This window comes from Caenibius tardaugens NBRC 16725 (assembly GCF_003860345.1).
GTDB lineage: Bacteria > Pseudomonadota > Alphaproteobacteria > Sphingomonadales > Sphingomonadaceae > Caenibius > Caenibius tardaugens.
Genome location: NZ_CP034179.1, coordinates 1,845,877 through 1,868,888, shown reverse-complemented (window position 1 = coordinate 1,868,888; position 23,012 = coordinate 1,845,877). Strand labels below are relative to the sequence as shown.

22 protein-coding genes and 1 pseudogene are annotated in these 23,012 nt (G+C 61.2%); 13 read left to right on the top strand and 10 right to left on the bottom strand.

What is annotated here, in order from left to right; genetic code table 11:
• Positions 1–9: 9 nt before the first annotated feature.
• Positions 10–708 carry a dienelactone hydrolase family protein gene (locus EGO55_RS08545; RefSeq protein WP_021689843.1) on the bottom strand — a complete coding sequence of 233 codons (699 nt, stop codon included), beginning with the start codon at positions 706–708 and terminating at the stop codon, positions 10–12.
• Between the two features lie 104 nt (positions 709–812).
• Between EGO55_RS08545 and EGO55_RS08540 the strand changes: the two genes are divergently transcribed.
• The 6 genes from EGO55_RS08540 (at position 813) to EGO55_RS08515 (ending at position 6,749) form a co-directional block, all read left to right on the top strand.
• On the top strand, positions 813–1,076 hold the full coding sequence (locus EGO55_RS08540; protein ID WP_021689844.1) for a DUF6489 family protein: 264 nt from the start codon (positions 813–815) through the stop codon (positions 1,074–1,076).
• Between the two features lie 53 nt (positions 1,077–1,129).
• Positions 1,130–2,407 carry a tRNA uridine-5-carboxymethylaminomethyl(34) synthesis GTPase MnmE gene (gene mnmE, locus EGO55_RS08535; protein ID WP_040715280.1) on the top strand — a complete coding sequence of 426 codons (1,278 nt, stop codon included), beginning with the start codon at positions 1,130–1,132 and terminating at the stop codon, positions 2,405–2,407.
• Positions 2,408–2,495: 88 nt separating this feature from the next.
• Positions 2,496–4,343, top strand: a complete 1,848-nt coding sequence (mnmG, locus tag EGO55_RS08530; RefSeq protein WP_021689846.1) for a tRNA uridine-5-carboxymethylaminomethyl(34) synthesis enzyme MnmG — start codon at positions 2,496–2,498, stop codon at positions 4,341–4,343.
• On the top strand, positions 4,340–4,987 hold the full coding sequence (gene rsmG, locus EGO55_RS08525) for a 16S rRNA (guanine(527)-N(7))-methyltransferase RsmG (RefSeq protein WP_021689847.1): 648 nt from the start codon (positions 4,340–4,342) through the stop codon (positions 4,985–4,987). Before mnmG ends, rsmG begins: the two co-directional genes overlap by 4 nt.
• Entirely contained in the window at positions 4,984–5,760 is a 777-nt protein-coding gene (locus EGO55_RS08520; protein ID WP_021689848.1) for a ParA family protein, read from the top strand. The genes rsmG and EGO55_RS08520 overlap by 4 nt, the downstream gene beginning before the upstream one ends.
• Positions 5,757–6,749: a ParB/RepB/Spo0J family partition protein gene (locus EGO55_RS08515; protein ID WP_021689849.1), complete on the top strand. Its 993-nt coding sequence runs from the start codon at positions 5,757–5,759 to the stop codon at positions 6,747–6,749. Before EGO55_RS08520 ends, EGO55_RS08515 begins: the two co-directional genes overlap by 4 nt.
• 51 nt (positions 6,750–6,800) lie before the next feature.
• On the opposite strand, the gene EGO55_RS08510 is transcribed toward EGO55_RS08515, so the two are convergent.
• On the bottom strand, positions 6,801–7,352 hold the full coding sequence (locus tag EGO55_RS08510; RefSeq protein ID WP_040715283.1) for a hypothetical protein: 552 nt from the start codon (positions 7,350–7,352) through the stop codon (positions 6,801–6,803).
• A gap of 198 nt (positions 7,353–7,550) precedes the next feature.
• On the opposite strand from EGO55_RS08510, the gene EGO55_RS08505 reads away from it, so the two are divergent.
• Positions 7,551–9,002 (top strand): PQQ-dependent sugar dehydrogenase, encoded by a 1,452-nt coding sequence (locus tag EGO55_RS08505; RefSeq protein WP_021689851.1) that lies wholly within the window; start codon positions 7,551–7,553, stop codon positions 9,000–9,002.
• A gap of 78 nt (positions 9,003–9,080) precedes the next feature.
• On the opposite strand, the gene EGO55_RS08500 is transcribed toward EGO55_RS08505, so the two are convergent.
• On the bottom strand, positions 9,081–9,905 hold the full coding sequence (locus tag EGO55_RS08500) for a DUF815 domain-containing protein (RefSeq protein ID WP_021689852.1): 825 nt from the start codon (positions 9,903–9,905) through the stop codon (positions 9,081–9,083).
• A 158-nt stretch (positions 9,906–10,063) separates the two neighbouring features.
• Between EGO55_RS08500 and EGO55_RS08495 the strand changes: the two genes are divergently transcribed.
• The gene (locus tag EGO55_RS08495) at positions 10,064–11,008 is read left to right on the top strand and encodes an L-threonylcarbamoyladenylate synthase (RefSeq protein WP_021689853.1); all 945 of its coding nucleotides are present in this window, start codon (positions 10,064–10,066) and stop codon (positions 11,006–11,008) included.
• An 18-nt stretch (positions 11,009–11,026) separates the two neighbouring features.
• Here EGO55_RS08495 and EGO55_RS08490 read toward each other — a convergent pair whose 3' ends face one another.
• From EGO55_RS08490 to EGO55_RS08470, 5 genes and pseudogenes are all read right to left on the bottom strand, one after another.
• The gene (locus tag EGO55_RS08490) at positions 11,027–11,356 is read right to left on the bottom strand and encodes a hypothetical protein (RefSeq protein WP_021689854.1); all 330 of its coding nucleotides are present in this window, start codon (positions 11,354–11,356) and stop codon (positions 11,027–11,029) included.
• A 186-nt stretch (positions 11,357–11,542) separates the two neighbouring features.
• Entirely contained in the window at positions 11,543–12,076 is a 534-nt protein-coding gene (locus EGO55_RS08485; RefSeq protein WP_021689855.1) for a CarD family transcriptional regulator, read from the bottom strand.
• Between the two features lie 284 nt (positions 12,077–12,360).
• Positions 12,361–12,699 carry a ferredoxin FdxA gene (gene fdxA / locus EGO55_RS08480; protein WP_021689856.1) on the bottom strand — a complete coding sequence of 113 codons (339 nt, stop codon included), beginning with the start codon at positions 12,697–12,699 and terminating at the stop codon, positions 12,361–12,363.
• On the bottom strand, positions 12,696–13,016 hold the full coding sequence (locus EGO55_RS08475; RefSeq protein ID WP_021689857.1) for an RNA-binding S4 domain-containing protein: 321 nt from the start codon (positions 13,014–13,016) through the stop codon (positions 12,696–12,698). Before EGO55_RS08475 ends, fdxA begins: the two co-directional genes overlap by 4 nt.
• Before the next feature lie 11 nt (positions 13,017–13,027).
• Positions 13,028–15,600, bottom strand: a pseudogene (locus tag EGO55_RS08470) (helicase-related protein).
• A gap of 148 nt (positions 15,601–15,748) precedes the next feature.
• Between EGO55_RS08470 and EGO55_RS08465 the strand changes: the two are divergent.
• Genes EGO55_RS08465 through EGO55_RS08445 form a run of 5 tightly spaced genes read left to right on the top strand, consistent with a single transcriptional unit; the run spans position 15,749 to position 19,898 of the window.
• Positions 15,749–17,371, top strand: coding sequence for a M23 family metallopeptidase (locus tag EGO55_RS08465; RefSeq protein ID WP_021689859.1), 1,623 nt, complete (start codon positions 15,749–15,751; stop codon positions 17,369–17,371).
• 51 nt (positions 17,372–17,422) lie between these two features.
• Positions 17,423–18,418 carry a porphobilinogen synthase gene (gene hemB / locus EGO55_RS08460; RefSeq protein WP_021689860.1) on the top strand — a complete coding sequence of 332 codons (996 nt, stop codon included), beginning with the start codon at positions 17,423–17,425 and terminating at the stop codon, positions 18,416–18,418.
• The gene (locus EGO55_RS08455) at positions 18,411–18,998 is read left to right on the top strand and encodes a GNAT family N-acetyltransferase (RefSeq protein WP_021689861.1); all 588 of its coding nucleotides are present in this window, start codon (positions 18,411–18,413) and stop codon (positions 18,996–18,998) included. Before hemB ends, EGO55_RS08455 begins: the two co-directional genes overlap by 8 nt.
• 10 nt (positions 18,999–19,008) lie before the next feature.
• Positions 19,009–19,614 (top strand): gamma carbonic anhydrase family protein, encoded by a 606-nt coding sequence (locus EGO55_RS08450; RefSeq protein ID WP_021689862.1) that lies wholly within the window; start codon positions 19,009–19,011, stop codon positions 19,612–19,614.
• 2 nt (positions 19,615–19,616) lie between these two features.
• Positions 19,617–19,898, top strand: a complete 282-nt coding sequence (locus EGO55_RS08445; protein ID WP_021689863.1) for a DUF167 domain-containing protein — start codon at positions 19,617–19,619, stop codon at positions 19,896–19,898.
• Between the two features lie 63 nt (positions 19,899–19,961).
• Here EGO55_RS08445 and EGO55_RS08440 read toward each other — a convergent pair whose 3' ends face one another.
• Entirely contained in the window at positions 19,962–20,360 is a 399-nt protein-coding gene (locus EGO55_RS08440; protein ID WP_021689864.1) for a globin domain-containing protein, read from the bottom strand.
• Between the two features lie 160 nt (positions 20,361–20,520).
• A complete protein-coding gene (clpA, locus tag EGO55_RS08435) occupies positions 20,521–22,902 on the bottom strand; it encodes an ATP-dependent Clp protease ATP-binding subunit ClpA (RefSeq protein ID WP_021689865.1) in 2,382 nt (793 codons plus the stop codon).
• Positions 22,903–23,012 lie beyond the last annotated feature (110 nt).

The following is a 23,012-nucleotide window of genomic DNA, read 5'->3' as shown; positions in this document are numbered from 1 at the left end:
ATGGGCCTCCTAGCCAAGTTGCTCCACGAAGAAAGCCTCAGTCCGGCTGTCCGCAAGCTGTGCGCCTGCTTCATCACGACGATTTCCCATTTCCGCGGCGAACCCGTGATCGAGGCCGGGATAGTCGTACAGCGTCACATGATGGTTGGTATCGAGACCTTCATGGATAGCTTTCTGCGCGTCCGCCGGGACGAAGCCGTCATCGCCTGCGATGTGCAGGATCAGCGGATTGGCGATCGCATGCGATTCATTGAGCATCTGATCGATCATCACACCGTAGTACCCGACGCTGGCATCGATATCAGTCCGTGCAGCGGCGAGATAGGCCATACGCCCGCCGAGGCAGTAACCGACCAGTCCGACTTTTTCCGTACCTTCCTTGGCCCGCAGATACCGGATGAGTGCTTCGATATCCTTCACGCCCAGATCGGCATCGAATTGTGCAAAATAACCGAATGCTTCCTGAAGTTGTTCGTCCACGTCGGCGTCCAGTTCCACGCCTGGTGCGAACCGCCAGAAGATATCCGGTGCGGCCGCAAGATAGCCACGTTCTGCCCAGTGATCGCATTTCTGACGAATACCGGGGTTCACGCCGAAGATTTCGGGAATGACGATGATCGCCGCGCGTGGTGTGCCGGCGGGCCGCGCAACATAGACCGGAACTGCACCGTCACCATCGAGTTCGGGAATCGCGATTGTCTGGGTCATGTGGGGGCTCTCCAAAGTGGTTTCGCCTGAATTTAAGCGTCGATGATGGACTTTGCCAAGGCCGTGTGACAGGTTCCTTGCAGATTGCGCCACGAGGGGTGTCCATGAAAGTAAATATCGAGATCGATTGCACGCCGGAAGAAGCGCGGGCATTTCTGGGATTGCCTGATGTAAGCCAGGTCAACGCCCTCTATGTCGATAATCTTTCCAAAGCTTTGCAAGGTGTTACGAGCCTTGAACAGCTCAACGATCTTTCCCAGCAATGGGCCCCCATGGGGCAAATGGGACTCAAGATGTTCCAGAACATCCTTGAAGGTGGGGCAGCATTTGCGCAGGGCGCAACCGGACGCAAAAAGAAAGACGGCTAGGTCTGGTTCGCTCCCGTATATGCCGGGTGAAGCCGGACTTGCGGGACGATGATATGAACGACACGATATTTGCCCTGTCGAGTGGTCAACCCCCCGCAGGGATTGCAGTGATACGCATCAGTGGCCCGTCAGCGGCGCATGCACTGGCGACACTGGCTGGGAAGATGCCATTGGCGCGGCGCGCCAGTTTTGCCCGTCTGCGGGACGCTGATGGGGCGCCGCTCGACGATGCCCTCGTGTTGTGGTTGCCGGGGCCAGGCACTGCGACGGGCGAGGATATCGCGGAACTTCATCTTCACGGGGGCAGGGCGGTCGTCCGCGCTGTGGAGTTGGCTCTTGCCCGCATCGAAGGTTTGCGCAGCGCGGATGCGGGGGAATTCACCCGGCGCGCTTTTGCCAATGGGCGGATCGATCTGGCGGAAGCGGAAGGGCTTGCCGATCTTCTCTCGGCGGAAACGGAATTGCAGCGTCGATCGGCGCTGGCGATGGCCGGGGGGACCCTGTCCCGCCAGGTTGAAAGCTGGCGCGCCAATCTGCTCATGCTGGGTGCGCGCGTGGAGGCCGTTCTGGATTTTGCGGACGAGGATGATGTTGCCGCCTTGCCCGCGGATTTCAATCTTCAACTCGATGTGCTGGCTGGCGAGATTGCCACTTGGCTGGATCGCCCCCATGCTGAAGTCCTGAAAGACGGTTTTCGTGTGGTCCTCGCCGGACCACCCAATGCCGGCAAGTCAACGCTGTTCAATGCGCTGGTGGAAAGTGATGCGGCCATTACCGCGCCCACAGCCGGAACAACGCGTGATGTCATCACCCGGCCGGTGGCGTTGGATGGCGTCCCCTTTATATTCGTGGATACGGCAGGTCTGCACGAAGGAAGCGAAGATGCGATCGAGATGATCGGAATCGGACGTGCCCACGTGGAACTTGATCGTGCCGATCTCGTGTTATGGCTCGGCCCTGAAGGGGCGGGGCCAAACGGGGCATGGGAGATAGAGGCGCAGATCGATCGCGTCGGGCATTCGGCAAAGCAGTCAGCTTCCCATCGTCTATCCGCTGTGAATGGTGAAGGTCTTGATAAATTACGGCACGCCTTGGTTGCCACTGCGCGAAAGGCCATGCCCAAGCCGGGTGAAGCTGCCCTCAACACCCGGCAGCGTGAACTGGTGTCGGCCACCTACGAAGGGCTGGTCGGTGCGCGGGGTGAATTTGATCCACTGATAATCGCGGAGCATTTGCGCATCGCCCGTGTCGCATTGGATCGATTGGTCGGTCGTGCAACGACGGAAGACATGCTCGACGCGTTGTTTGGACGATTTTGCATCGGAAAGTAGCGGCGATGTTTCACGTGGAACAATCGCTATGCATTCCGCCTTGCCGATGTCCTTTGACCGGACTCGCTGCATCCAGTAACGGTCGGGAATGCAGAACTTCGATATTCTGGTTGTAGGCGGCGGTCACGCCGGTTGCGAAGCGGCGGCGGTTGCCGCGCGCATGGGTGCGCGCGTCGCACTCGTCAGCTTTGATCTGGCAACAATAGGGGCAATGAGCTGCAATCCGGCAATCGGTGGTCTGGGCAAAGGGCACCTTGTTCGGGAAGTGGATGGCTTTGACGGTTTGATCGGCAAAGCTGCGGATGCGGCAGCCATCCATTATCGTATGTTGAACCGTTCAAAGGGGAGTGCGGTATGGGGTCCGCGGGTTCAGGCGGACCGTACCTTGTTCAAGGCTGCAATCCAGTCGCTCCTGCAACTGCAGGGTGACCTTACCTGCATCGCCGGTGAGGCGGCAGAGTTGGTCATGCGGGGCGGGCGGGTTTGTGGATTGCGTCTCGCCGATGGTGGCGTGCTTGAGTCCCGTGCTGTTGTTCTGTGCACTGGCACTTTTCTCGGCGGCACATTGTTCCGCGGGGAAGAGCGTATCATCGGCGGCAGAATTGGCGAAGATTCGGCACAACGTCTCGCCGCGCAGATGCGGGACGCCAAACTGCCAATGGCGCGCCTCAAGACCGGAACACCACCTCGCCTTGATGGTCGCACGATAGACTGGGCGCGTCTCGATGAACAGCATTCGGACGCTGATCCCTGGACAATGTCTGCGATGGTTCCGCGGCGCGTGAATCCGCAAGTGTTCTGCGCAATCACCCGAACCAATCCGCGCACGCATGATACCATTCGCGCGAACCTGCATCGTTCCCCCTTGTTCACCGGCGCTATCGACGCACGCGGCCCGCGATACTGTCCGTCCATCGAAGACAAGATTCACCGCTTTGCGGATCGCGATGGCCATCAGATTTTTCTCGAGCCTGAGGGGCTGGCCACGCATCTTGTCTACCCCAACGGTATCAGCACATCGCTTCCGGCTGATGTTCAACTGGATCTTTTGCGCACGATGGATGGGCTGGAACAGGTCGATATGGTCGTTCCCGGATACGCCGTCGAATACGATCACATCGATCCCCGGGCATTGCATCCTTCATTGGAACTGCGGGCCATGCCAGGGCTTTATTGCGCTGGGCAGATCAACGGCACGACAGGTTATGAAGAAGCCGCAGCGCAAGGATTGGTTGCGGGGATGCATGCGGCCGCCGCGATAGTGGGGCGGGAGCCTGCGGCAATCGATCGGGCCAATTCCTACATGGCGGTCATGATCGATGATCTCACCTTGCATGGGGTGAGTGAACCCTATCGCATGCTGACTGCACGTGCGGAGTATCGGTTGCGCCTGCGCGTCAACAACGCGAGCAGCCGGCTAACACCTCTGGCGATTTCCGCCGGATGTGTTGGCGAAGATCGCAAGCACTGCTTTGCGACGCGGGAGGTCGCGCGTTCCACGTGGGAGGATGCGCTTCGTGTCGAGGTGAGCGCGGCGGAAATGGCGAAGGCGGGCAAGCCCGTTCGCAATGATAGTGGGCGTCGCTCCTTGAGGGACTGGCTTCGTTTCGGTGGGATTGAACTGGACGATATCGCGCAGTGGTTGCCAGATGGTCTTGATGTCGGATGTGATCTCGCTGCGGAGGTTGCGGAAGATGCCGCCTATGCGCCCTATCTTGCGCGACAGGATGCTGAATTGCGCGATCTGCGCGCCAGTGAGAGTGTACCACTCGCGGAAGATTTTCCCTTCGGCGCCGTTCCCGGCCTGTCGAAAGAAATGGTGGAGAGGCTCGAAAGTGCTAAGCCGGGTACGCTTGCTGCGGCTGGGCGTATTCCGGGAATCACACCGGCCGCGCTTGCTGCGCTACTGGTTCATGCGCGCCGGGCTGCTGCATGATTGACAGTGAGGAGACTGCGCGCGTCTTCACGGCGGGGTTGTGTGACGCTGCGGCGATGGCTCGCCTTGAGCATCTCGCTGAACTGCTGCGCGCGGAGAATACGCGCCAGAATCTGATTGCGCGTGCCACCGTGGATTCGTTGTGGCAGCGCCACATTGCGGATAGCGCGCAGCTGCTGTGCTATGTTCCACGTGAAACCGGCGTCTGGCTGGACCTCGGCACGGGTGCAGGCTTTCCTGGTCTGGTCATTGCCGCGATGCGCCCGGATTGGACGGTTTACCTGGTTGAATCGCGCAAGCGGCGCGTGGAATGGCTTGATGCTGCGCGCGAAGCATTGCAACTTTCACACTGCCGGGTGATAGGTGAACGGTTGGAGAATGTACCCGATTTCTCGGCGGGGGTAATTTCGGCGCGTGCATTTGCGCCGATGCCGCGGCTACTGGAATTGGCTGGGCGGTTTTCCACAAAGCAGACAGTGTGGCTGTTGCCCAAAGGGCGCTCCGCCGCGCAAGATTTGGCGAGCGTAGCCAAGAGTCGCCGGTCCATGTTTCACGTGGAACAATCGCTCACCGATCCGGAGGCGGGCATTATCATTGGCGGGCCGGTACAAGGCGCCCGTCTGGAAGCGAGGCAAGCATCATGATTCGAATCGCGATTGCCAACCAGAAGGGCGGTGTGGGGAAGACCACGACAGCGATCAATATCGCCACGGCGATGGCAGCCACCGGCTGGAAGACCTTGCTTATCGATCTCGATCCGCAGGGTAACGCCTCGACCGGTTTCGGCATTCACGCGGCAGATCGTGCGCGATCGAGCTACGACCTTCTGGTTGATCAGACGCCCTTGGCCGAGTGCATCATGCCGACCAATATTCCGGGGCTGGATATCGTTCCCGCCACGGTTGATCTGAGCGGCGCCGAGGTTGAGCTTGTTACTGTGGAACAGCGTACGGATCGGATGCGTGCTGCCCTGGCCGGGCATACGGACCATGAAATCTGTTTTATCGACTGTCCGCCGTCGCTGGGTCTGTTGACACTCAATGCGCTGGCTGCGGCGGATACCCTTCTCGTGCCATTGCAGTGTGAGTTCTTTGCACTCGAAGGCTTGAGCCAATTGTTGCAGACCGTGGAACGCGTGCAACAGCGTTTCAACCCCGATCTAGGAATCATCGGTGTGGTCCTGACCATGTTTGACAGGCGCAACCGGCTTACCGATCAGGTGGCGGACGACGTAAGAGATTGCCTCGGTCCGCTGGTGTTCGAGGCGGTCATTCCGCGCAATGTGCGTTTGTCCGAAGCGCCCAGTCATGGTTTGCCCGCGCTGGTTTACGACCATGCCTGTGCAGGAAGTCGCGCCTATATGGCGCTGGCACGGGAATTGATCGGGCGCCTGCCTGAGAAGAGGAAAGCGGCATGAGCGAGAACAACCCGGACACCGCGCGTACGCCAGCGCAACCGGCAAAGCCGGCCGCGAAACGGCTGGGGCGGGGGTTGGGCGCACTGCTGGGTGAAATGCAGCGTGAAGAGCCTCTGGCGCAGCCGGGGGCCGAGCGTGGCTCTGTTGATGGCGGCACCTCGTCACGCGGTGATTCGACTGGCCCGGATCGCGGCCTTGCCATGCTCGCTATTGCGGCGATTGCGCCGCATCCCGATCAGCCGCGACGGCATTTTGATGACGATGCATTGAATGAACTGGCAGCCTCGATTGCGGCGCGCGGGGTTATTCAACCGGTTATTGTGACACCGCAGGGTGGCGGGCACTATCGTCTGGTGGCCGGTGAACGCCGCTGGCGTGCTGCGCAGCGCGCGCAACTGCATGAAATTCCAGCGTTAATTAGGAATCTGGAAGAGCGAGATGTGCTCGCACTGGCGCTGATCGAGAATATTCAGCGTGAAGATCTTAATCCGATCGAAGAAGCGAGGGCATATCAGCGTCTTGCAGAGGTCGAGAGTCTGTCTCAGGCCGAAATTGCGGAGCTGGTTGATAAATCGCGGAGCCATGTCGCCAATCTTCAACGTTTACTGTCTTTGCCCGACGGGGTGATTGCCCATGTCGAGACGGGCCGTCTTTCGATGGGGCATGCGCGCGCGCTGGTAGGCCGTGACGATGCCGAAGCGCTGGCGGACGAGGCGATTGCGAAGAATCTCTCCGTCCGTGAAATGGAGAAGCGCACGCGCAAGCCCGGCACGCGGGTGGGTGAGGCGCGGCGGCACGCCCGCGAACCGCGCGATGTTGCAGGTGACGCCGATATTCTGGCGGTGCAAAACCATCTCGAGGAATTTCTGGGGCTCCCGGTCAGTATCACTGCCGATGCCGATCCGCGTTCCGGCGCTGTAACCATCCGTTACCGTTCGCTCGATCAGCTTGATCTCATTTGCCAGCGGCTGACCGGTGGCGGTATCTGACTCCATACCCGGCTGAGAAGTCGCGCGACGCAACTTGCGTCGCCGCAATCCTCAATCGCCATAATCCACGACTTCGCGGATGCGTTCCACCTGCTTTGCCGGGACGGCGACCCAGGTGGGAACCATCATGAAGGGCCCGTATCCGCTGTAACCCTGAGCATGGGGTAGGCCGATTGCGTGACCTGCAGTTTGTGCTGTGGCTGACGGATAGATGGATGCGGGATAGGCGTTCGGATAAGCGGCCGCGCTGTAAGTGGCGCGGGCCAGATAATCCTCACAGTAGGCCTGGGCTTCCTTGCTGGCTGTGTCAGCAAGGCGTTTCCTTTTGTCACTGAAACGACGACCGGTGGCGCGATCGCCGGCGTTGTTGATACCGAACCGCTGACGGCAATCGGCAAGCCAGCGCAGGCGTGCCTGCTGATACTGCGCATCAGCATTGTGCGCACCATTTTGCACGACCGGATGGTCTTGCGTGCGATCGCCATGCTCTTCCGTCACAGGCATGTAGGGGAGCGTCGGCGCCTCTTCCGCACGAAGCATCCCGCGACCGGCCAGAAACAGCGCAAGCGCGACAGTCGCATATACGGGGAGGTTGTGGCGCACGATATGATTATCCTTCACGACAGGGCACGGGCTGCTGGCATTAACAGAAAATTTAGCATGTTGATCCGTGCCTTACCAAGGTGGGGGAGGGGTTGATTATCGTCTGTCCCGAATCGGGGCGCGTGATGGTGATCCGCCAGTGCGTAGCGATCGCGGGATGTGATTGCCCAACGTACCCAAGCGCACTATCCATGCGGGATGAGTACGAAGCGCAAACTCCTTATCGCCCTGGTTGTCCTGCTTATCATCCTGATCGCATTCGGGGCGTGGATACGTCGGGGCGATGTCGCCACGCTTTCCGTTGATGAGGTCAGTGGGGTCAAACCTGTTCTGAAAGAAGATCCGGATGCGGAAATGATCCCCACCGTAGGGATCGCCAAACCCATTGGCTGGCCCGCGGGTGCGGCGCCCACCCCGGCGCAAGGTCTCAAGGTTACGCGTTTTGCAGAGGGGCTGAAGCATCCTCGCACCATGTTGACCTTGCCCAATGGGGACGTGCTGGTTGCTGAAACGTCAGCCCCCCCGGGTTCGAGCGGGAGCGGTTTCGTCGGTTGGATCACCGGGCTGTTAATGGGCCGTGCTGGTGCGACCGTGGACTCGGCCAACACGATTGTCCTGCTACGCGATGCCAATGGCGACGGAACCGCCGAAGCACGCTTTCCGTTGCGCACCGATCTCTCATCGCCTTCGGGTATGGCCTGGGCAGACGACAAGCTCTATGTGGCCAATCACGATGCCCTGCTGGTCTTCGATTACAAGCTTGGCGACACAACTGTCGCAGGCGCGCCGCGCAAACTGATGGACCTGCCCGCTGCTGGTAATCACTGGATGCGCAACATTACGCTGCGTCCCGATGGCAAGGCGATCTATGTCGCAGTGGGATCATCGTCGAATATTGGCGAGAATGGCATGGACGCCGAACAGGGCCGGGCGATGATCTGGGAGTATGATCTTTCCGGTAAAAGTCAGCGCATGTTCGCAACCGGCCTGCGTAATCCCAATGGGCTGGCGTGGAGCCCGTGGACCGACGAACTGTGGACCACCGTGAACGAGCGCGACATGCTGGGATCGGATCTGGTGCCGGATTATCTCACCAATGTGCCCATCGGCGCGCAATACGGGTGGCCGTGGGTGTACTGGCGCAACAAGTTCGATCGTCGTGTACAGGCGCCACCGCCCGATTTCCTGACGGAGTATGCGCGCAAACCGGAATATGCGCTGGGCCCGCATACCGCCGCACTGGGTCTTGTCTTCTCGCAGGAAGGCAATCTCATGGGCGACAGGTTTGCCAGTGGTGCATTCATCGCCCGGCACGGCTCGTGGAATCGTAACCCGGCTTCGGGTTATGATGTGGTTTTCGTGAAGTTCGATGCACGTGGCAATCCGGAAGGCAAGCCCGTGCCCTTGCTGACTGGTTTCCTCACGGACAAGGGTGACACCCACGGTCGCCCGACCTGGGTGGCATGGGACAAGGCTGGGGCCTTGCTGGTGACGGACGACACCGCCGGTATTGTCTGGCGTGTGTGGGACCCTGCAGCGAAGCCAGCGGCAAAAATCGTACCGCAGAAGGTCAAATCCCTGCCGCCGCAGCGCGAACTGAAAGGCGATCCGATAGAAGCGTTCAAGGATGATTTCATCGAAAAGAACTGACCGTTCACGCGATGGATACAAAAAGGGAGCGGTAGATGCCGCTCCCTTTTTTTGTGCGATGCTGCGAGCGAATGGGGGTTAGAGCGTCCTTCCGGCCCGTCCGGCCACTTCCGTGACGAATTGCCAGGCTGTGCGGCCCGATCGTGCCCCGCGGCGGCGTGCCCATTCCAGCGCCTCACCCTGATCCCAGTCAAGGCTCATACTCTCACAATAGCCCGCGATGATCGCGAGGTAGGCATCCTGATCGCAGGCATGGAACCCGATGGAGAGCCCGAAGCGATCGGCCAGTGCCAGTTTGTCATCGACAACATCGCGCGGATTGATGGGGTCGTCCTGCTCGCCCATATTCCGCGGTACAATGGCGCGCCGGTTCGATGTGACGGCAAGACGAACATTGGCAGGCCGGGCTTCGACGCCCCCTTCCAGCCAGCTGCGGAGATGGCGTGGGCCGATGGAATCATTATCGGCAAACCCGAGGTCGTCGATATATGTCAGGAAATTCCGGTCATACCCGCCGAGTTCGGTAAACAGATCGGCGAGACCTTCCATGGCATCCGCTGCGATCTGCACCAGGGCAATGCTGCCCGGCCGTTCCTGTTGGGCTGCGAGAATGCTGCCACGGATCAATGCGGACTTGCCCATCCCGCGCGATCCCCAGAGCAGCATGTCATGGGCGGCATGTCCGGCTGACAGGCGTCCTACGTTGGCGACCACCAGATCCTTTTGACGATCGATCCCGCGCAGGAGGGACAGGGCAGGGGCATCCAGCACCTTGATGCCCCGGGCGGAGCGTCCATTCCAGACATAGGCAGGGCACGCCATCCAGTCGGTCACCACAGGCGGTGGTGAGAGCCGTTCCAGCGCATTGGCTATACGGGCTAGTGGATCGCCTTGATCAGTCATCAGAAGCCTTCTTATCGCAATTTTCGGACTATTCGGTGATGGGGAGGTGACCAGCTACCTCGACCCTGTCAACCCGATGCGCCGGAATCCGCAATCGTCATAGTGGGCCGCGCATGCTTTCTCTTGGCTAATCGCAACAGGCAATCTAGCGAGCAGGGGTGAACCCGGACCACTCTTCCCTCATCCAACAGGCGGACGCTGCTGGTATCGCCGAGGCGGTGCATCGGCTGCGGAACGGTCAACTCGTCGCAGTGCCGACAGAGACCGTCTATGGCCTTGCCGCGCGTGCGGATAGCGCGGATGCGGTCGCCGCGATCTATCGCGCGAAGGGGCGACCGGATTTCAATCCGCTGATCGTTCATGTGGCCAGCCTCGAACAGGCGGCGCACCTTGCCGTGGTTGATGCACGGGCGGAATTGCTGGCGCGCAATTTCTGGCCCGGCCCGCTGACGATGGTTCTGCCGCTCCGGCCTGATTCCGGCATTGCGGCGGCGGTGACGGCCGGCTTACCCACCATTGCGATTCGCATGCCTGCCCATCCGCTCATGCGGGCGGTGCTGCGGGAAAGCGGTCTGCCGCTGGCAGCGCCCTCTGCCAATCGCAGCGGCGCGGTCAGCCCGACCACGGCAGCCCACGTTGCGGCATCGTTAGGGGAAGGCGCGGGCTATATTCTGGATGGCGGTGCCTGTGCGCAGGGGCTTGAATCCACCATAGTTGCGCTGCGCGACTTTGATGAATGGCAATTACTGCGCCCAGGGCCAGTGACCAGCGCCCAGTTGTCGGCTCTGCTGGGGCCGCCGATTGCCACCATGACGTCAAAAATAGAGGCGCCGGGGCAGCTTGCCAGCCATTATGCACCAGGCAAGCCCGTGCGGCTTGGCGCAACAGCGGCGGAGCCGGATGAATTTCTCATCGGTTACGGGCCCGTGTCTGGCGACTGTAACCTGTCTGAAGGCGGCAATCTGGCGGAAGCTGCGGCCCGCCTTTATGCTTGCCTGTACGCTGCTGCGGAAGCGCCACATGCCAGAGTGGCGGTGGCCGCCATTCCGGATGAAGGTATTGGCGCGGCGATCAATGATCGTCTGCGCCGCGCCGCTGCCTGAGCAATAGGGCGTACAGCCTCAATTCCCGTAGGGCGACCGCTGCAAGGACTGCATTTCCGCGTAGGTTGCGTCCGCACTGGTGCATGCGGCCTGATCGCCATTCTGACAGCGCCGACTATCCTTACGATAGCTGCGGTCCAGCTTGCCGAGCCGTTCTTCCTGTTTGCGAAGGGCGCGGCCGCGTTTTTCATCGGCCTCGGACTGGCTGGTGGTGACGGCATCGACCGCCCCGCCCACGACCTTTACCGGCGCGGTGACAATATCCGCAGCCGTGCGCACGACGCAGCCTGGCAGGGTCAGTGCGGCAACCAGCGCCAGGCCAGTAGGTACGAATGGAGCCGAAGTCATAGCGCGCCAAGAATGGCGCACTTCTTTTGCGGTGTCCACCAACGGCGCCAAGGGGCTTATCGGCGATGCGTCGGGCAGGGTAGGACTCGCGACGGCGCGATCGGGGAGAATGCAAGGAGGCCCGCATAAGAAAAGGGCCGCCCCGGTGAGGGCAGCCCTTCTGTTGCAACCGATTGGCCGGACGGATCAGGCGGTTTCGGCGTTCTCGTAATATTTGGGGGCGTGTTCGTTCAACACAGCCAGAATCTTCTGCAGCGCAGCCGGCTCGTCGGTTTTTTCCATCGCGGCCAGTTCACGCGCAAGACGGCTGGATGCCGCTTCGAAAATCTGCCGTTCCGAATAGCTCTGTTCCGGCTGATCATCCGGACGGAACAGATCACGCGTCACTTCGGCAATCGAAACCAGATCCCCGGAATTGATCTTCGCTTCGTATTCCTGGGCGCGGCGCGACCACATGGTGCGCTTTACCTTGGGTTTGCCCTTGAGCGTTTCCATCGCTTCTTTCAGCGTCTTGTCGCTGGAAAGTTTGCGCATACCGATCGCTTCAACTTTGTTGACCGGCACGCGGAGCGTCATCCGCTCTTTTTCGAAACGAAGCACATACAGTTCAAGCTGCATGCCGGCTATTTCCTGGCTTTGCAGTTCGATAACACGGCCTACGCCATGCTTGGGATAAACGACATAGTCACCAACATCGAAGGCGGGAGCCTTGCCTGCCATGTAACGTCCTTTCTTACCGGAAGGGCCGGTGCGGGACAGTGAAGCGCACAAACGACCGTGGCGACAGCACGGCCGGGTGTGTGTTCACGTTTCGCTGGGGGTCCTTGCCTGCCTTGTGTCACATGCTGCGCGACGGGAAATCCGTGGCAGTCAAGGCGTATATAGCGAATTTCAGCGAAAATTACTACCCCTTGGGCGATTCGCGTAAGAATCGCCGCAAGGAAGTGTGCAGACCAATAGCGCTCCGGTGCTTTCGCACCGGAATGTATGGGGTAATTTGGGGATCAGTCGCCTTCGCCGGGCTCGGCGGAGAAGTACTTCTCGAACTTGCCTTCTTCACCCTTGAAATCGTCAGCATCGGCTGGCGTATCGCGCTTGCTGGTGAGATTCGGCCATTCCGCCGAATACTTGGCGTTCAGTTCCAGCCATTGTTCGAGACCGTTCTCGGTATCGGGCAGAATCGCTTCTGCAGGGCATTCGGGTTCGCAGACGCCGCAATCGATGCATTCGCTGGGGTTGATGACGAGCATGTTCTCGCCCTCATAGAAACAATCGACCGGACAGACTTCTACGCAGTCCATATACTTGCACTTGATGCATGCATCGGTGACGACATAGGTCATTGACGGTAATCCCCTTCAGGCCCTTCGGGCAGTTCATTTCGTTGCCCTGCTATGGCGAAGTCGGTGGCGCCGTCAAGCACGCGATAGCATTCGCGCGCTTCCGAAGCCGGTCCGCGGCGTGTGGGCAAGGCCAGCAATTCTATGACAACGACTCCACCGCGCAGGGGCAATGTCAAAATATCGCCCATTGCCGTGGGCTGATCCGTCCGTTCGACCCGCTTGCTGTTGCGGCGGATATGCCCTTCTTTCACCCATTTCTGGGCAAGCCCCCGGGTTTTGGCGAAACGAAGAAACCACAACAACTTGTCGATTCGCACCGGGGCCCGCCTTACCGCATAAGATCGGCCAGGGCGGCAAAGGCGTTGCCTTCGCGTGGCGCTGCTTCGGGTTTGCGGGCGGCGGGCTGATCCTTGCGTGGGGCACGCCATTCCCACAGATCGGGCTGTGGCGGGCCAAAGGCCCCTTCCGGCAGCACTGGCGCAGGTATTTTGCGGAAACCCGCCTCGCGCATCAACCGCACGAAGCTGCCCGGGGCGAGGCCCATCGATGTACCGAGCGCGGCATCCACGATGAAGCGTTTCCTGCCCGATCCGCGGCTTTCATGGGCGGCGCGAAACAGTTTTTCGGCCATATCGACCCGAATGGCCTGTTTTCCGGCATGGCGATATCCGGCGGGCAGTTTCTGGCCGCCGGGGATGACGCTGGCCATGTCTTCGCGCAGGAATCGGCGGTCAGCCCCGATCGCGCGCAACAACTTGCGCGGTGCGGGCTTGAGCAGTGCTGGCACGAAAATATCCAGCGCGCCGATCGTGACCCCCAGTTTGCGCAGTTCGCGCCGCCGTTCCTGAGGCACTTGGGCGAGGCCCGTGCGTTCGCGTGCAATAACGCCGCGTCCGGCGATGACTGACAGCAAAAGGGCGCGGACTTCCGAACCCGCCGCAGGATCGCGCGCGGCTTCTTCCAGTTTGGTCAGGGGGCAAGGGGGGCCAGTTCGCGCGCCAGCCACAGGTCCAGCGCTTCGGCAAGTTGCGTGCGCTGAACAGGCGCAAGTGCAGCCAGTTCGCGGGCCAGTTCGATGCGCGGGGCGGCGATGGCCTTGCCTTCCCGCAGAACCGCGACCACTTGTTCACCGCGCAGAATCTCGCCGCGTTCGATAGTCAGTTCGCCGAATTGGCTGGCAATCAGGTGTCCGGCCTTTTGCGCGAGCAATTCGGGCATGTGCCGTTCCGCCGCCGCCAGCAGCAGTTTTCGATCATCATGACCGGTTCTGGCATCGACCACGAACCGGAACCCATCGAGATGGCCGATCACTTCGCCTTCGACCGATACCGCGCCGTCCTCGGCCAGTTCTACCCGCAACAAATTTGCATCCTTACCCATAGTTTTCATCAGTACCGCAGTCCGACGATTGACGAAACGCTCGGTTAAGCGCCCGTGCAATGCATCCGACAGGCGCGCTTCTGCCGCGCGCGCCCGTGCAGCCATTTCCTCCTTGGCCAGTACCCAGTCCGGGCGCTGGCAGATATAGGCCCAGCTGCGGATCGCCGCGATCCGCCCTTGCAGTGTATCGATGTCTCCATCCGGTTTGTCGAGTTCCGCGATCCGTGCGGCCACATAATCGCTGCCGAGGTCACCGCTGCGCAGATCCTGCCACAGCCGTGCCACGAACCGTGCGTGGTTTTCGATGCCGAGTTGCCGGAAATCGGGCAGCGAACAGACATCCCAGAAGCGCGCAACCAGCGCCGGAGAGGTGACGCCTGCAGCAATCTCGGGTTCTTCGGCCAGTCGTTTCAACACGCCAAGGTCGATCGCTTCGGGTGCGGGGACAAGGCCAGGCTCGCCGGGTTTGGCTTCCAGATCGGCGATCAGGGTATCGAGATTGTCATGGCGGGGATCGCCATCGCGCCAGAACAGGTGGCTGATCGGGGCGAAGCGGTGTTCCTCGATCGCGTAGACTTCTTCATCGGTGAAGGCCACGTCGCGTCCGCCGCCCGACAGGGTGCCGAATGTCCCGTCTTTCTGGTGGCGCCCGGCCCGGCCTGCGATCTGGGCCATTTCCGCAGGGGTAAGACGCCGTTGCCGCACACCGTCAAACTTGGACAGCCCGGCGAAGGCGACATGGCTGACGTCAAGGTTGAGGCCCATGCCGATCGCATCCGTCGCGACGATATAGTCGACTTCGCCCGACTGGAACAGGGCGACCTGGGCATTGCGGGTCTGCGGGCTGAGCGCGCCCATGACCACTGCCGCACCACCGCGGAACCGCCGCAGCATTTCGGCCACTGCATAGACCTGTTCGGCGGAGAAGGCGACGATGGCACTGCGCGGCGGGAGACGTGACAGTTTGGCGGCACCCGCGTGGCGCAATGTGGAAAAGCGCGGGCGTGTGGTGATCCCGGCTTCGGGCAGAAGCGAACGGATCATCGGCTCCATGGTGGAGGAGCCAAGCAGCATGGTTTCCTCGCGTCCCCGCGCATTGAGCAGCCGGTCCGTGAAAATATGCCCGCGTTCGCGATCTGCGGCGAGTTGCACTTCATCGAGCGCGACAAAGGCCCGTTCCTCGGTATCGCGCGGCATGGCTTCGACCGTGCACAGCAACCAGCGCGCGCCGGGGGGCTCTATGCGTTCCTCTCCGGTGATCAGCGCGACCTCTTTCGGTCCCTTGATTGCGCAGACCTTGTCATAGACCTCGCGGGCAAGCAGCCGCAGCGGGAAGCCAATGGCCCCGCTGGAATGCGCGCAAAGCCGTTCGATTGCCAGATGGGTCTTGCCCGTGTTGGTCGGCCCAAGCACGGCTTTCACATTGGCATCGCCAGAGAGGGTCGCAAATTTGCCAGTCACCCCGCGATTGTGGCCGTGTGCGGCTGCGGCTGCAAGCAGGCGGGACCATCCTATCCCCATCGCTGCTTCATCCCACCGCGACGGGTGCGCAACTGATCTTGCTTAGGAGCTTATTAACTTTGGAGTGGCAGTGTTTTCCGCCAGATGGGTTGCCGGGATCGACACGCAGCCTGCCGGATAGATCGCAGGTTGCCAACGGAGGGCGCGCTTGTTCAAATCGCGCGAACATTTTTCTGGATACGAAGCCGGTGACAGGGGCGGCCCAGGTGTGGGCGCTGCTGCGCTGACTCATGCGCAGATGCTGGGCGAGCCTGAACTGTTCGTCCACAACCGGATCTGTTCCTATGCGGAACGTTTCGCAGCGTGGAAAGAAGCGGCATGGCAACGGGCGCAGGCGCTCGATCTGGCTCCGGATCTTGCCGAAGATATCGGCAGCGCACGGTGGTTTCGCGGGGCTGGGACATTGCTGGGCCTTACGGCCGTGGCGCTGGCGTTCTGGCCCGATTTCGCACCGTTGGAAGCGGCCCCGGCCATGACAATCGACCCGGCGGCGCGGGATGAATTCCGCAGCCAGATGATCATGCCGCTCGCGCTAGGTGCGGACAGCGGCCGACACATGGGGGCGACACAGGCTGTCACCCCGTTGCACGCCGCGCCGGAACGACCGCGCGTTGAAATGGTTGCGACATTGGCTCCGGGTGACAGTTTCAGCCGCATGCTGCAGCGTGCCGGGGTTGGTGCCGGTGAAGCCGCGCGGGTCAACGGCATGATAGCCGGGGCGATATCACCCGGCGATATCGCGTCGGGCACCCGCGTTGATCTCGTGCTGGGCCGCAGAACCGGCACAGATGAGGCACGGCCGCTCGAATCGCTCTCGTTTCGCGCGCGTTTCGATCTGGAAGTCGCCATTGATCGTCGGGATAGCGGTCTGGTGCTGGTGCCCCGGCAGATCAGGGTGGATGCCACGCCCCTGCGTGTCAGGGGGATTGTCGGGCCCAGCCTCTATCGTTCCGCCCGCAATGCCGGCGTGCCCGCGCATGCGGTGCAGCAATATCTGCGCACATTGGCCACCAATGGCAGTTTTGACGGTGAACTCGCGGCCGGTGATACCTTCGATATTATCGTGGCCTACAAACGCGCCGAAACCGGGGAGGCCCAGGCTGGTGACCTGCTCTATGCGGGGCTTGAACGCGGTGGCAAACCCAGGGCGCAACTGCTGCGCTGGGGGGCGAATGGCCAGTTCTTCGAGGCATCGGGCGTTGGCGAATCGCGCAGCGGGCTACTGGCGCCGGTCAACGGGCGGATAGGATCGCCGTTTGGCATGCGGCGTCATCCGATTCTGGGTTTTGCGCGCATGCACAAAGGCCTCGATTTCAAGGCAGGCTATGGCGCACCGGTCTATGCCGTCACCGATGGCCGGGTGACCTATGCCGGGCGGCATGGTGGTCACGGCAACTATATCAGGCTTGAACATGGCGGTGGTCTTGGCACGGGGTATGCGCATCTCAGCCGCTTTGCGGTGTCATCGGGTGCGCAGGTCCGGCGCGGACAGGTGATTGGCTATGTCGGGTCGACCGGGCTCTCCACCGGGCCGCATTTGCATTATGAAATGTATCGCGGCGGGCGGGCGGTGAATCCGGCCAGCGTCCAGTTTGTTACGCGCGCGCAGTTGTCAGGTCAGGAACTGGCGGCATTCCGGGCCCGGCTGGCATCGCTGAAAAGCGTTGCTTCGGGCGCGGCACTGGAAAGCCTCGCACCGACCAGAACGGCGGCTTTGGACGAACCCACGCGTGAGATCGATCGGGTGGCCCGCGTAAAACCGCAGGGCTGAGACAATCCGCCTGATTGAACCCCGGATGCTTTTCCGGCAGGGATGACGGCTATGACAGCATCCTATCCCGCACTTCGCCTGCGCCGCACGCGCGCCACCGCGTGGAGCCGCGCCCTTCATCGCGAAAATGTCCTGACACCGGCAGAATTGATCTGGCCGCTGTTCGTGACGGAAGGGCAGGGGGTGGAAGAACCGATACCGTCCCTGCCCGGTGTGTCGCGCTGGTCGGTCGATGGTATCGCTGCCCGCGCCCGGGAAGCTGTGGCACTGGGTATTCCCTGCCTTGCCCTGTTTCCGAACACCCAGCCGGAAAAGCGCAGCGATGACGGGGCCGAAGCGCTCAACCCCGATAATCTCATGTGCCGCGCGATCCGCGCGATCCGCAATGCCTGTGGCGATCAGATCGGGGTACTGACCGATGTCGCGCTCGATCCTTATACGGCGCATGGTCAGGATGGTTTGCTGGATGATGCGGGTTATGTTCTCAACGATGCCTCGATCGAAGTGCTGGTCGGGCAAAGTCTCAACCAGGCTGCGGCGGGCGCGGACATCATTGCGCCGTCCGACATGATGGATGGCCGGGTCGGCGCGATCCGTGCGGCGCTGGAGAGCGAAGGTCACACCAATATCCAGATCATGGCCTATGCCGCGAAGTATGCTTCGGCATTCTATGGCCCGTTTCGCGATGCGGTGGGTTCGCGCGGGCTGCTGAAAGGTGACAAGAAGACCTATCAGATGGACCCGGCGAATGCCGAGGAAGCCCTGCGTGAGGTCGCGCTCGACCTTGCGGAAGGGGCTGATAGCGTGATGGTGAAGCCGGGCCTGCCCTATCTCGATATCGTGCGCCGGGTGAAGGAACGCTTCGAAGTTCCCGTCTTCGCCTATCAGGTGAGCGGGGAATACGCGATGATCGAGGCCGCTGTCGCAGCCGGGGCCGGAGATCGCGATGCGCTGGTTCTGGAAACCTTGCTGGCGTTCCGGCGTGCCGGTTGTTCGGGTATTCTGACGTACCATGCACCGCATGCGGCGCGTTTGTTGCATGGTTGAGTTCCGGCGTGAAACCCCGCGCCTGGTCCTGCGCGATTGGCGCGAGGCGGATTGGGCACACTTGTTCGAACATACCAATACGCCTGCGGTCATGCGTTGGCTTGGCGGCGTGATGGACGAAGCGGGCAAGATCAAGGCCCGCGAACGGCTGGAATCCTATCGGCGCGATCACGGTTTCACCTTGTGGGTGGTCGAACGCCGAGAGGATGGTGGGGCGCTTGCGGGCGAATGGCTTGGCTTTTGCGGGCTGAAGCGTTCCAACATCGCAGGTGGGCCTATCGGGGATATGGAGATCGGCTGGCGCCTGCGCGAGGATGCATGGGGTGCTGGCTATGCGCGCGAAGCGGCAGAGGAATCGCTGCGTATCGGGTTCGAGGAATGGGACGCACCCCACATTCTGGCGCTGACGGTGGAGGGCAATACGGCCAGTTGGGGCCTGATGCGGCGGCTGGGTATGCAGCCCCGGACAGATCTCGATTTTGCCAGTTCCGAATTCGACGCCGAAAGCGGTATGATCATTGTCTATGCGATCACCCGGCGCGAATGGGACGTGTTAGGGTCCCCGCCTGAACAGAAATGAGGTTCCGATCATGACTACCCAGCGGTTTGGCGCGGAGCTTGCCCAGCGGCCCGGTGCAACCATCCTGCCGTTTCATGGCAAAACGCCGCGCATCCACGATACAGCCTTCATCGCACCCGGTGTGCGTATAATCGGGGACGTGGAAATCGGCCCCGATGCCAGCATCTGGTACAATTGCGTGCTGCGGGGCGATGTGAACCGGATCGTGATCGGCGCGCGCAGCAATATCCAGGATGGCACGGTCATTCATTGCGATGGGCCGGAAGCGCACGAACCGCATGGCTTTCCGACCACGATCGGCGATGATGTGCTGGTTGGGCATCTGGCGATGTTGCACGGCTGCACGCTGCATGATCGGGCTTTCGTGGGCCTGAGCGCCACAGTGATGAACGGCTGCGTGATTGAAAGCGACGGCATGCTGGCTGCGGGTGCCATGCTTTCTCCCGGAAAAACCATCGGCGCGCGCCAGCTATGGATGGGCCGCCCCGCGAAATATGCGCGGGATCTGCCTGATGAGGCTTTGGTGGATATGCAGGCCGGTGTTGCCCGTTATGTGGAAAATGGGCGCGCGCATCTGGCTGCGATCGCGGATGCGGGTGGCGAAGCCGGAGTCTAGCCGTGGCGCGCCTCCGGGCTGACTTTCCACCGGCGGAGGCTATTCGCGCACTGGCCGATGGGGAGGGGCGACTGGCCGTGCGGGTTACCCCCGGCGCCCGCAGCGAGGGGATCGATATTGCCGATGGCCGGGTCGTGATAAAAGTGCGTGCGAAGCCCAAGGATGGAGAAGCGAATAGCGCGGTCCTGGCCACGCTGGCTGCGGCACTGGGGATCGCCCCTTCGCACGTAAAAATGTTGCGCGGCGCAACTTCGCGCGACAAGCTCGTCCAACTCGGCGATTGATCGGGCGGACTATCCGCCCCGATCAACCAGCCCCATCAGCCCGGTTCTGTCAGCCTGGTTCTGTCAGTTACGTGCCATGCTTCGCGCCATACGGGCGAGAAGTTCTGTCATTTCTGCGCTGAGATCCGCATGCGGCAGGTCGGCATCGGCTATGGCGCGGGTCATGGCATCGGCCCATTGTTCCGCCACGGCAGCGGAAATGGCGATGCCTTTATGCGCGCTCATCATGCACTTGCCGGGGTTTTCGGTGTGCCAGTCGCGCGGGCCGCCCGACCACGCGGCGAGAAACCCGGTCAGTGAATGGCGCATCGGTGCCAGTTCGGGGGCGTGCAGTGCCCGCAGTTCGGCATAGGCGGGGTCCTGCTCCATAAGATCATAGAACCGCTCCACAACGCGCTGTAGCGTGGGATGGCCACCGATCAGATCGTAGGGGGTCGCCGGGGTCTGTGCCTGACTGGCCATAAGAATCCTCACCAAATCGCAATAATACAATTCTTCTGTAGCCAGCCGATCAGGACAATTCCTTGATCTGCCGCAAATCGCGGCAGTCGCCCGATGAGGATAAAAAGATCCGGGCGGCTCTGGGATGAGCCGCCCGGATCGCATTTGTGGGACTGTGCGCTTACTTTTCGTTGTCGAAAGGCTCATCCTGACCGCTGTCAGGGGCGTCGTCCGTTTTTGCCGAAGGCTTCTTCGATGCCGATTTCTTCTTCGGCTTGCTGACTTTGGGCGGTGCCGGTGTGAGTTCAAAGGCGAGCTTGTCGTCCTTGATGCTCACATGGACCTCGCCGCCGTGCGCCAGCTTGCCGAACAGCAGTTCTTCCGCGAGCGGCTGCTTGACCTTCTCCTGGATCAGTCGGCCCATCGGACGCGCGCCATAGAGTTTGTCGTAACCGCGCTTCGACAGCCATTCGCGGGCGTCGCCGTCGAACTGGATATGGACATTCTGTTCCGCCAGCTGGAGTTCGAGCTGGAGGATGAACTTGTCCACCACCCGGCTGACCGTTTCCGTGCCGAGATAGGCAAAGGGAACAATGGCATCCAGACGGTTGCGGAATTCGGGGCTGAACATCCGCTTCACCGCTTCGTCGCCCGCATCTTCTTTCGACACATCCCCGAAGCCGATGCCCTGACGCGCCATATCGGATGCCCCGGCATTGGTCGTCATGATGAGAACGACATTCCGGAAATCCACGGTCTTGCCATGATGATCGGTCAGGCGACCGTTATCCATGACTTGCAGCAGGATGTTGAACAGATCGGGATGTGCCTTCTCGATTTCATCGAGCAGCAGCACGCAATGCGGATGCTGGTCGATGGCATCGGTCAGCAGGCCACCCTGATCGTAACCGACATAGCCCGGAGGCGCGCCGATCAGACGGGACACACTGTGGCGCTCCATATATTCCGACATGTCGAAGCGTTTCAGTTCGATGCCCATGATCGAGGCGAGCTGACGCGCCACTTCGGTCTTGCCGACACCCGTGGGGCCGGAAAACAGGAAGCTGCCGATCGGCTTGTCCGGATCACGCAGACCGGCGCGGCTCAGCTTCATCGCACTGGCCAGCAGTTCGATGGCCTTGTCCTGCCCGTAAACCACCCGCTTGAGATCGCGATCGAGATGTTCGAGCGCTTTCTTGTCGTCGGTCGACACGGATTTGGGCGGGATGCGCGCCATTGTCGCAATCACGGCCTCGATTTCGCGGGCGGTGATGGTTTTCTTCCGGCGGCTGGGGGGGACCAGCATCTGCATCGCGCCGACTTCGTCGATCACGTCGATCGCCTTGTCCGGCAGCTTGCGATCGTTGATGTAGCGGGCGGACAATTCCACCGCGGTCTTGATCGCATCGGGGGTGTATTTGACCTTGTGATGTTCCTCGAACGCCGTGCGCAATCCGCGCAGGATCTTGATCGTGTCCTCGATCGTGGGTTCGTTCACATCGATCTTCTGGAACCGGCGCAACAGCGCGCGATCCTTCTCGAAGTGATTGCGGAACTCCTTGTACGTGGTCGAACCGATGCAGCGGATCGTCCCGCCCGAAAGCGCAGGCTTGAGCAGGTTGGATGCATCCATCGCGCCGCCGCTGGTTGCCCCGGCCCCGATCACCGTATGGATTTCATCGATGAACAGCACTGCGTCGGGCATCTTTTCCAGTTCGGACACGACCTGTTTCAGCCGCTCCTCAAAATCGCCGCGATAACGGGTGCCCGCCAGCAGGGAGCCCATATCGAGCGAATAGATAACGGCATCGCGCAGGACTTCCGGCACATCGCCTTCGACGATCTTGCGCGCCAGCCCTTCGGCAATCGCGGTCTTGCCCACGCCTGGATCGCCCACATAAAGCGGGTTGTTCTTGGACCGGCGGCACAGGATCTGGATCGTGCGATCCACTTCCGGACCACGCCCGATCAGCGGATCGACCTTCCCAGCCAGCGCCTTCTCGTTGAGATTGACGGTGAACTGATCGAGCGCCGAATCCTTGCCCGAGGATTTGCTTTCGGTTTTCTCTTCCGCCTGCGTGGGTTCTTCCGTCCCGCCGGTGGAACGGTTGTCGACCTGACGACCGCCCTTGCCGATGCCATGGCTGATGAAGCTGACCGCATCGAGTCGGCTCATATCCTGCTGCTGCAGGAAATAGACGGCGTAGCTGTCCCGTTCGGAGAACAGCGCGACGAGCACATTGGCGCCGGTTACGGTGTCCTTGCCGGATGACTGGACATGCAGGATCGCGCGCTGGATCACGCGCTGAAAACCTGCGGTTGGCTGTGGGTCGGCGCTGTCTCCGGTTTTGAGAGACTGGTATTCCTGATCGAGATACTGCCGCACGACATCGCCAAGATCGCCGAGATCCACGCCGCAGGCGGTCATCACTTCGGCGGCATCGGGATCATCGATCAGGGCGAGCAGGAGGTGTTCGAGCGTCGCATATTCATGGCTCCGGTCAGCGGCATTGGCGAGCGCGTTGTGGAGCGTCTTTTCCAGATTTGCGGCGAAACTGGGCATCTAGGGGCCTTTCGCTAGAGGAAATGACTGTCCCTCGACCGGGAGAGGTGTCGGGACGGGACTGTTGAAACCTATATGGTGCGCCATCGCCAAAAAAAGGAGAGGCGGTA

Coding starts and splice junctions, on each gene's coding strand:
- EGO55_RS08545 (WP_021689843.1), bottom strand. CDS start 708: ATGACCCAGACAATCGCGATTCCCGAACTCGATGGTGACGGTGCAGTT.
- EGO55_RS08540 (WP_021689844.1), top strand. CDS start 813: ATGAAAGTAAATATCGAGATCGATTGCACGCCGGAAGAAGCGCGGGCA.
- mnmE (WP_040715280.1), top strand. CDS start 1,130: ATGAACGACACGATATTTGCCCTGTCGAGTGGTCAACCCCCCGCAGGG.
- mnmG (WP_021689846.1), top strand. CDS start 2,496: ATGCAGAACTTCGATATTCTGGTTGTAGGCGGCGGTCACGCCGGTTGC.
- rsmG (WP_021689847.1), top strand. CDS start 4,340: ATGATTGACAGTGAGGAGACTGCGCGCGTCTTCACGGCGGGGTTGTGT.
- EGO55_RS08520 (WP_021689848.1), top strand. CDS start 4,984: ATGATTCGAATCGCGATTGCCAACCAGAAGGGCGGTGTGGGGAAGACC.
- EGO55_RS08515 (WP_021689849.1), top strand. CDS start 5,757: ATGAGCGAGAACAACCCGGACACCGCGCGTACGCCAGCGCAACCGGCA.
- EGO55_RS08505 (WP_021689851.1), top strand. CDS start 7,551: ATGAGTACGAAGCGCAAACTCCTTATCGCCCTGGTTGTCCTGCTTATC.
- EGO55_RS08500 (WP_021689852.1), bottom strand. CDS start 9,905: ATGACTGATCAAGGCGATCCACTAGCCCGTATAGCCAATGCGCTGGAA.
- EGO55_RS08490 (WP_021689854.1), bottom strand. CDS start 11,356: ATGACTTCGGCTCCATTCGTACCTACTGGCCTGGCGCTGGTTGCCGCA.
- EGO55_RS08485 (WP_021689855.1), bottom strand. CDS start 12,076: ATGGCAGGCAAGGCTCCCGCCTTCGATGTTGGTGACTATGTCGTTTAT.
- fdxA (WP_021689856.1), bottom strand. CDS start 12,699: ATGACCTATGTCGTCACCGATGCATGCATCAAGTGCAAGTATATGGAC.
- hemB (WP_021689860.1), top strand. CDS start 17,423: ATGACAGCATCCTATCCCGCACTTCGCCTGCGCCGCACGCGCGCCACC.
- EGO55_RS08455 (WP_021689861.1), top strand. CDS start 18,411: ATGGTTGAGTTCCGGCGTGAAACCCCGCGCCTGGTCCTGCGCGATTGG.
- EGO55_RS08450 (WP_021689862.1), top strand. CDS start 19,009: ATGACTACCCAGCGGTTTGGCGCGGAGCTTGCCCAGCGGCCCGGTGCA.
- EGO55_RS08440 (WP_021689864.1), bottom strand. CDS start 20,360: ATGGCCAGTCAGGCACAGACCCCGGCGACCCCCTACGATCTGATCGGT.
- clpA (WP_021689865.1), bottom strand. CDS start 22,902: ATGCCCAGTTTCGCCGCAAATCTGGAAAAGACGCTCCACAACGCGCTC.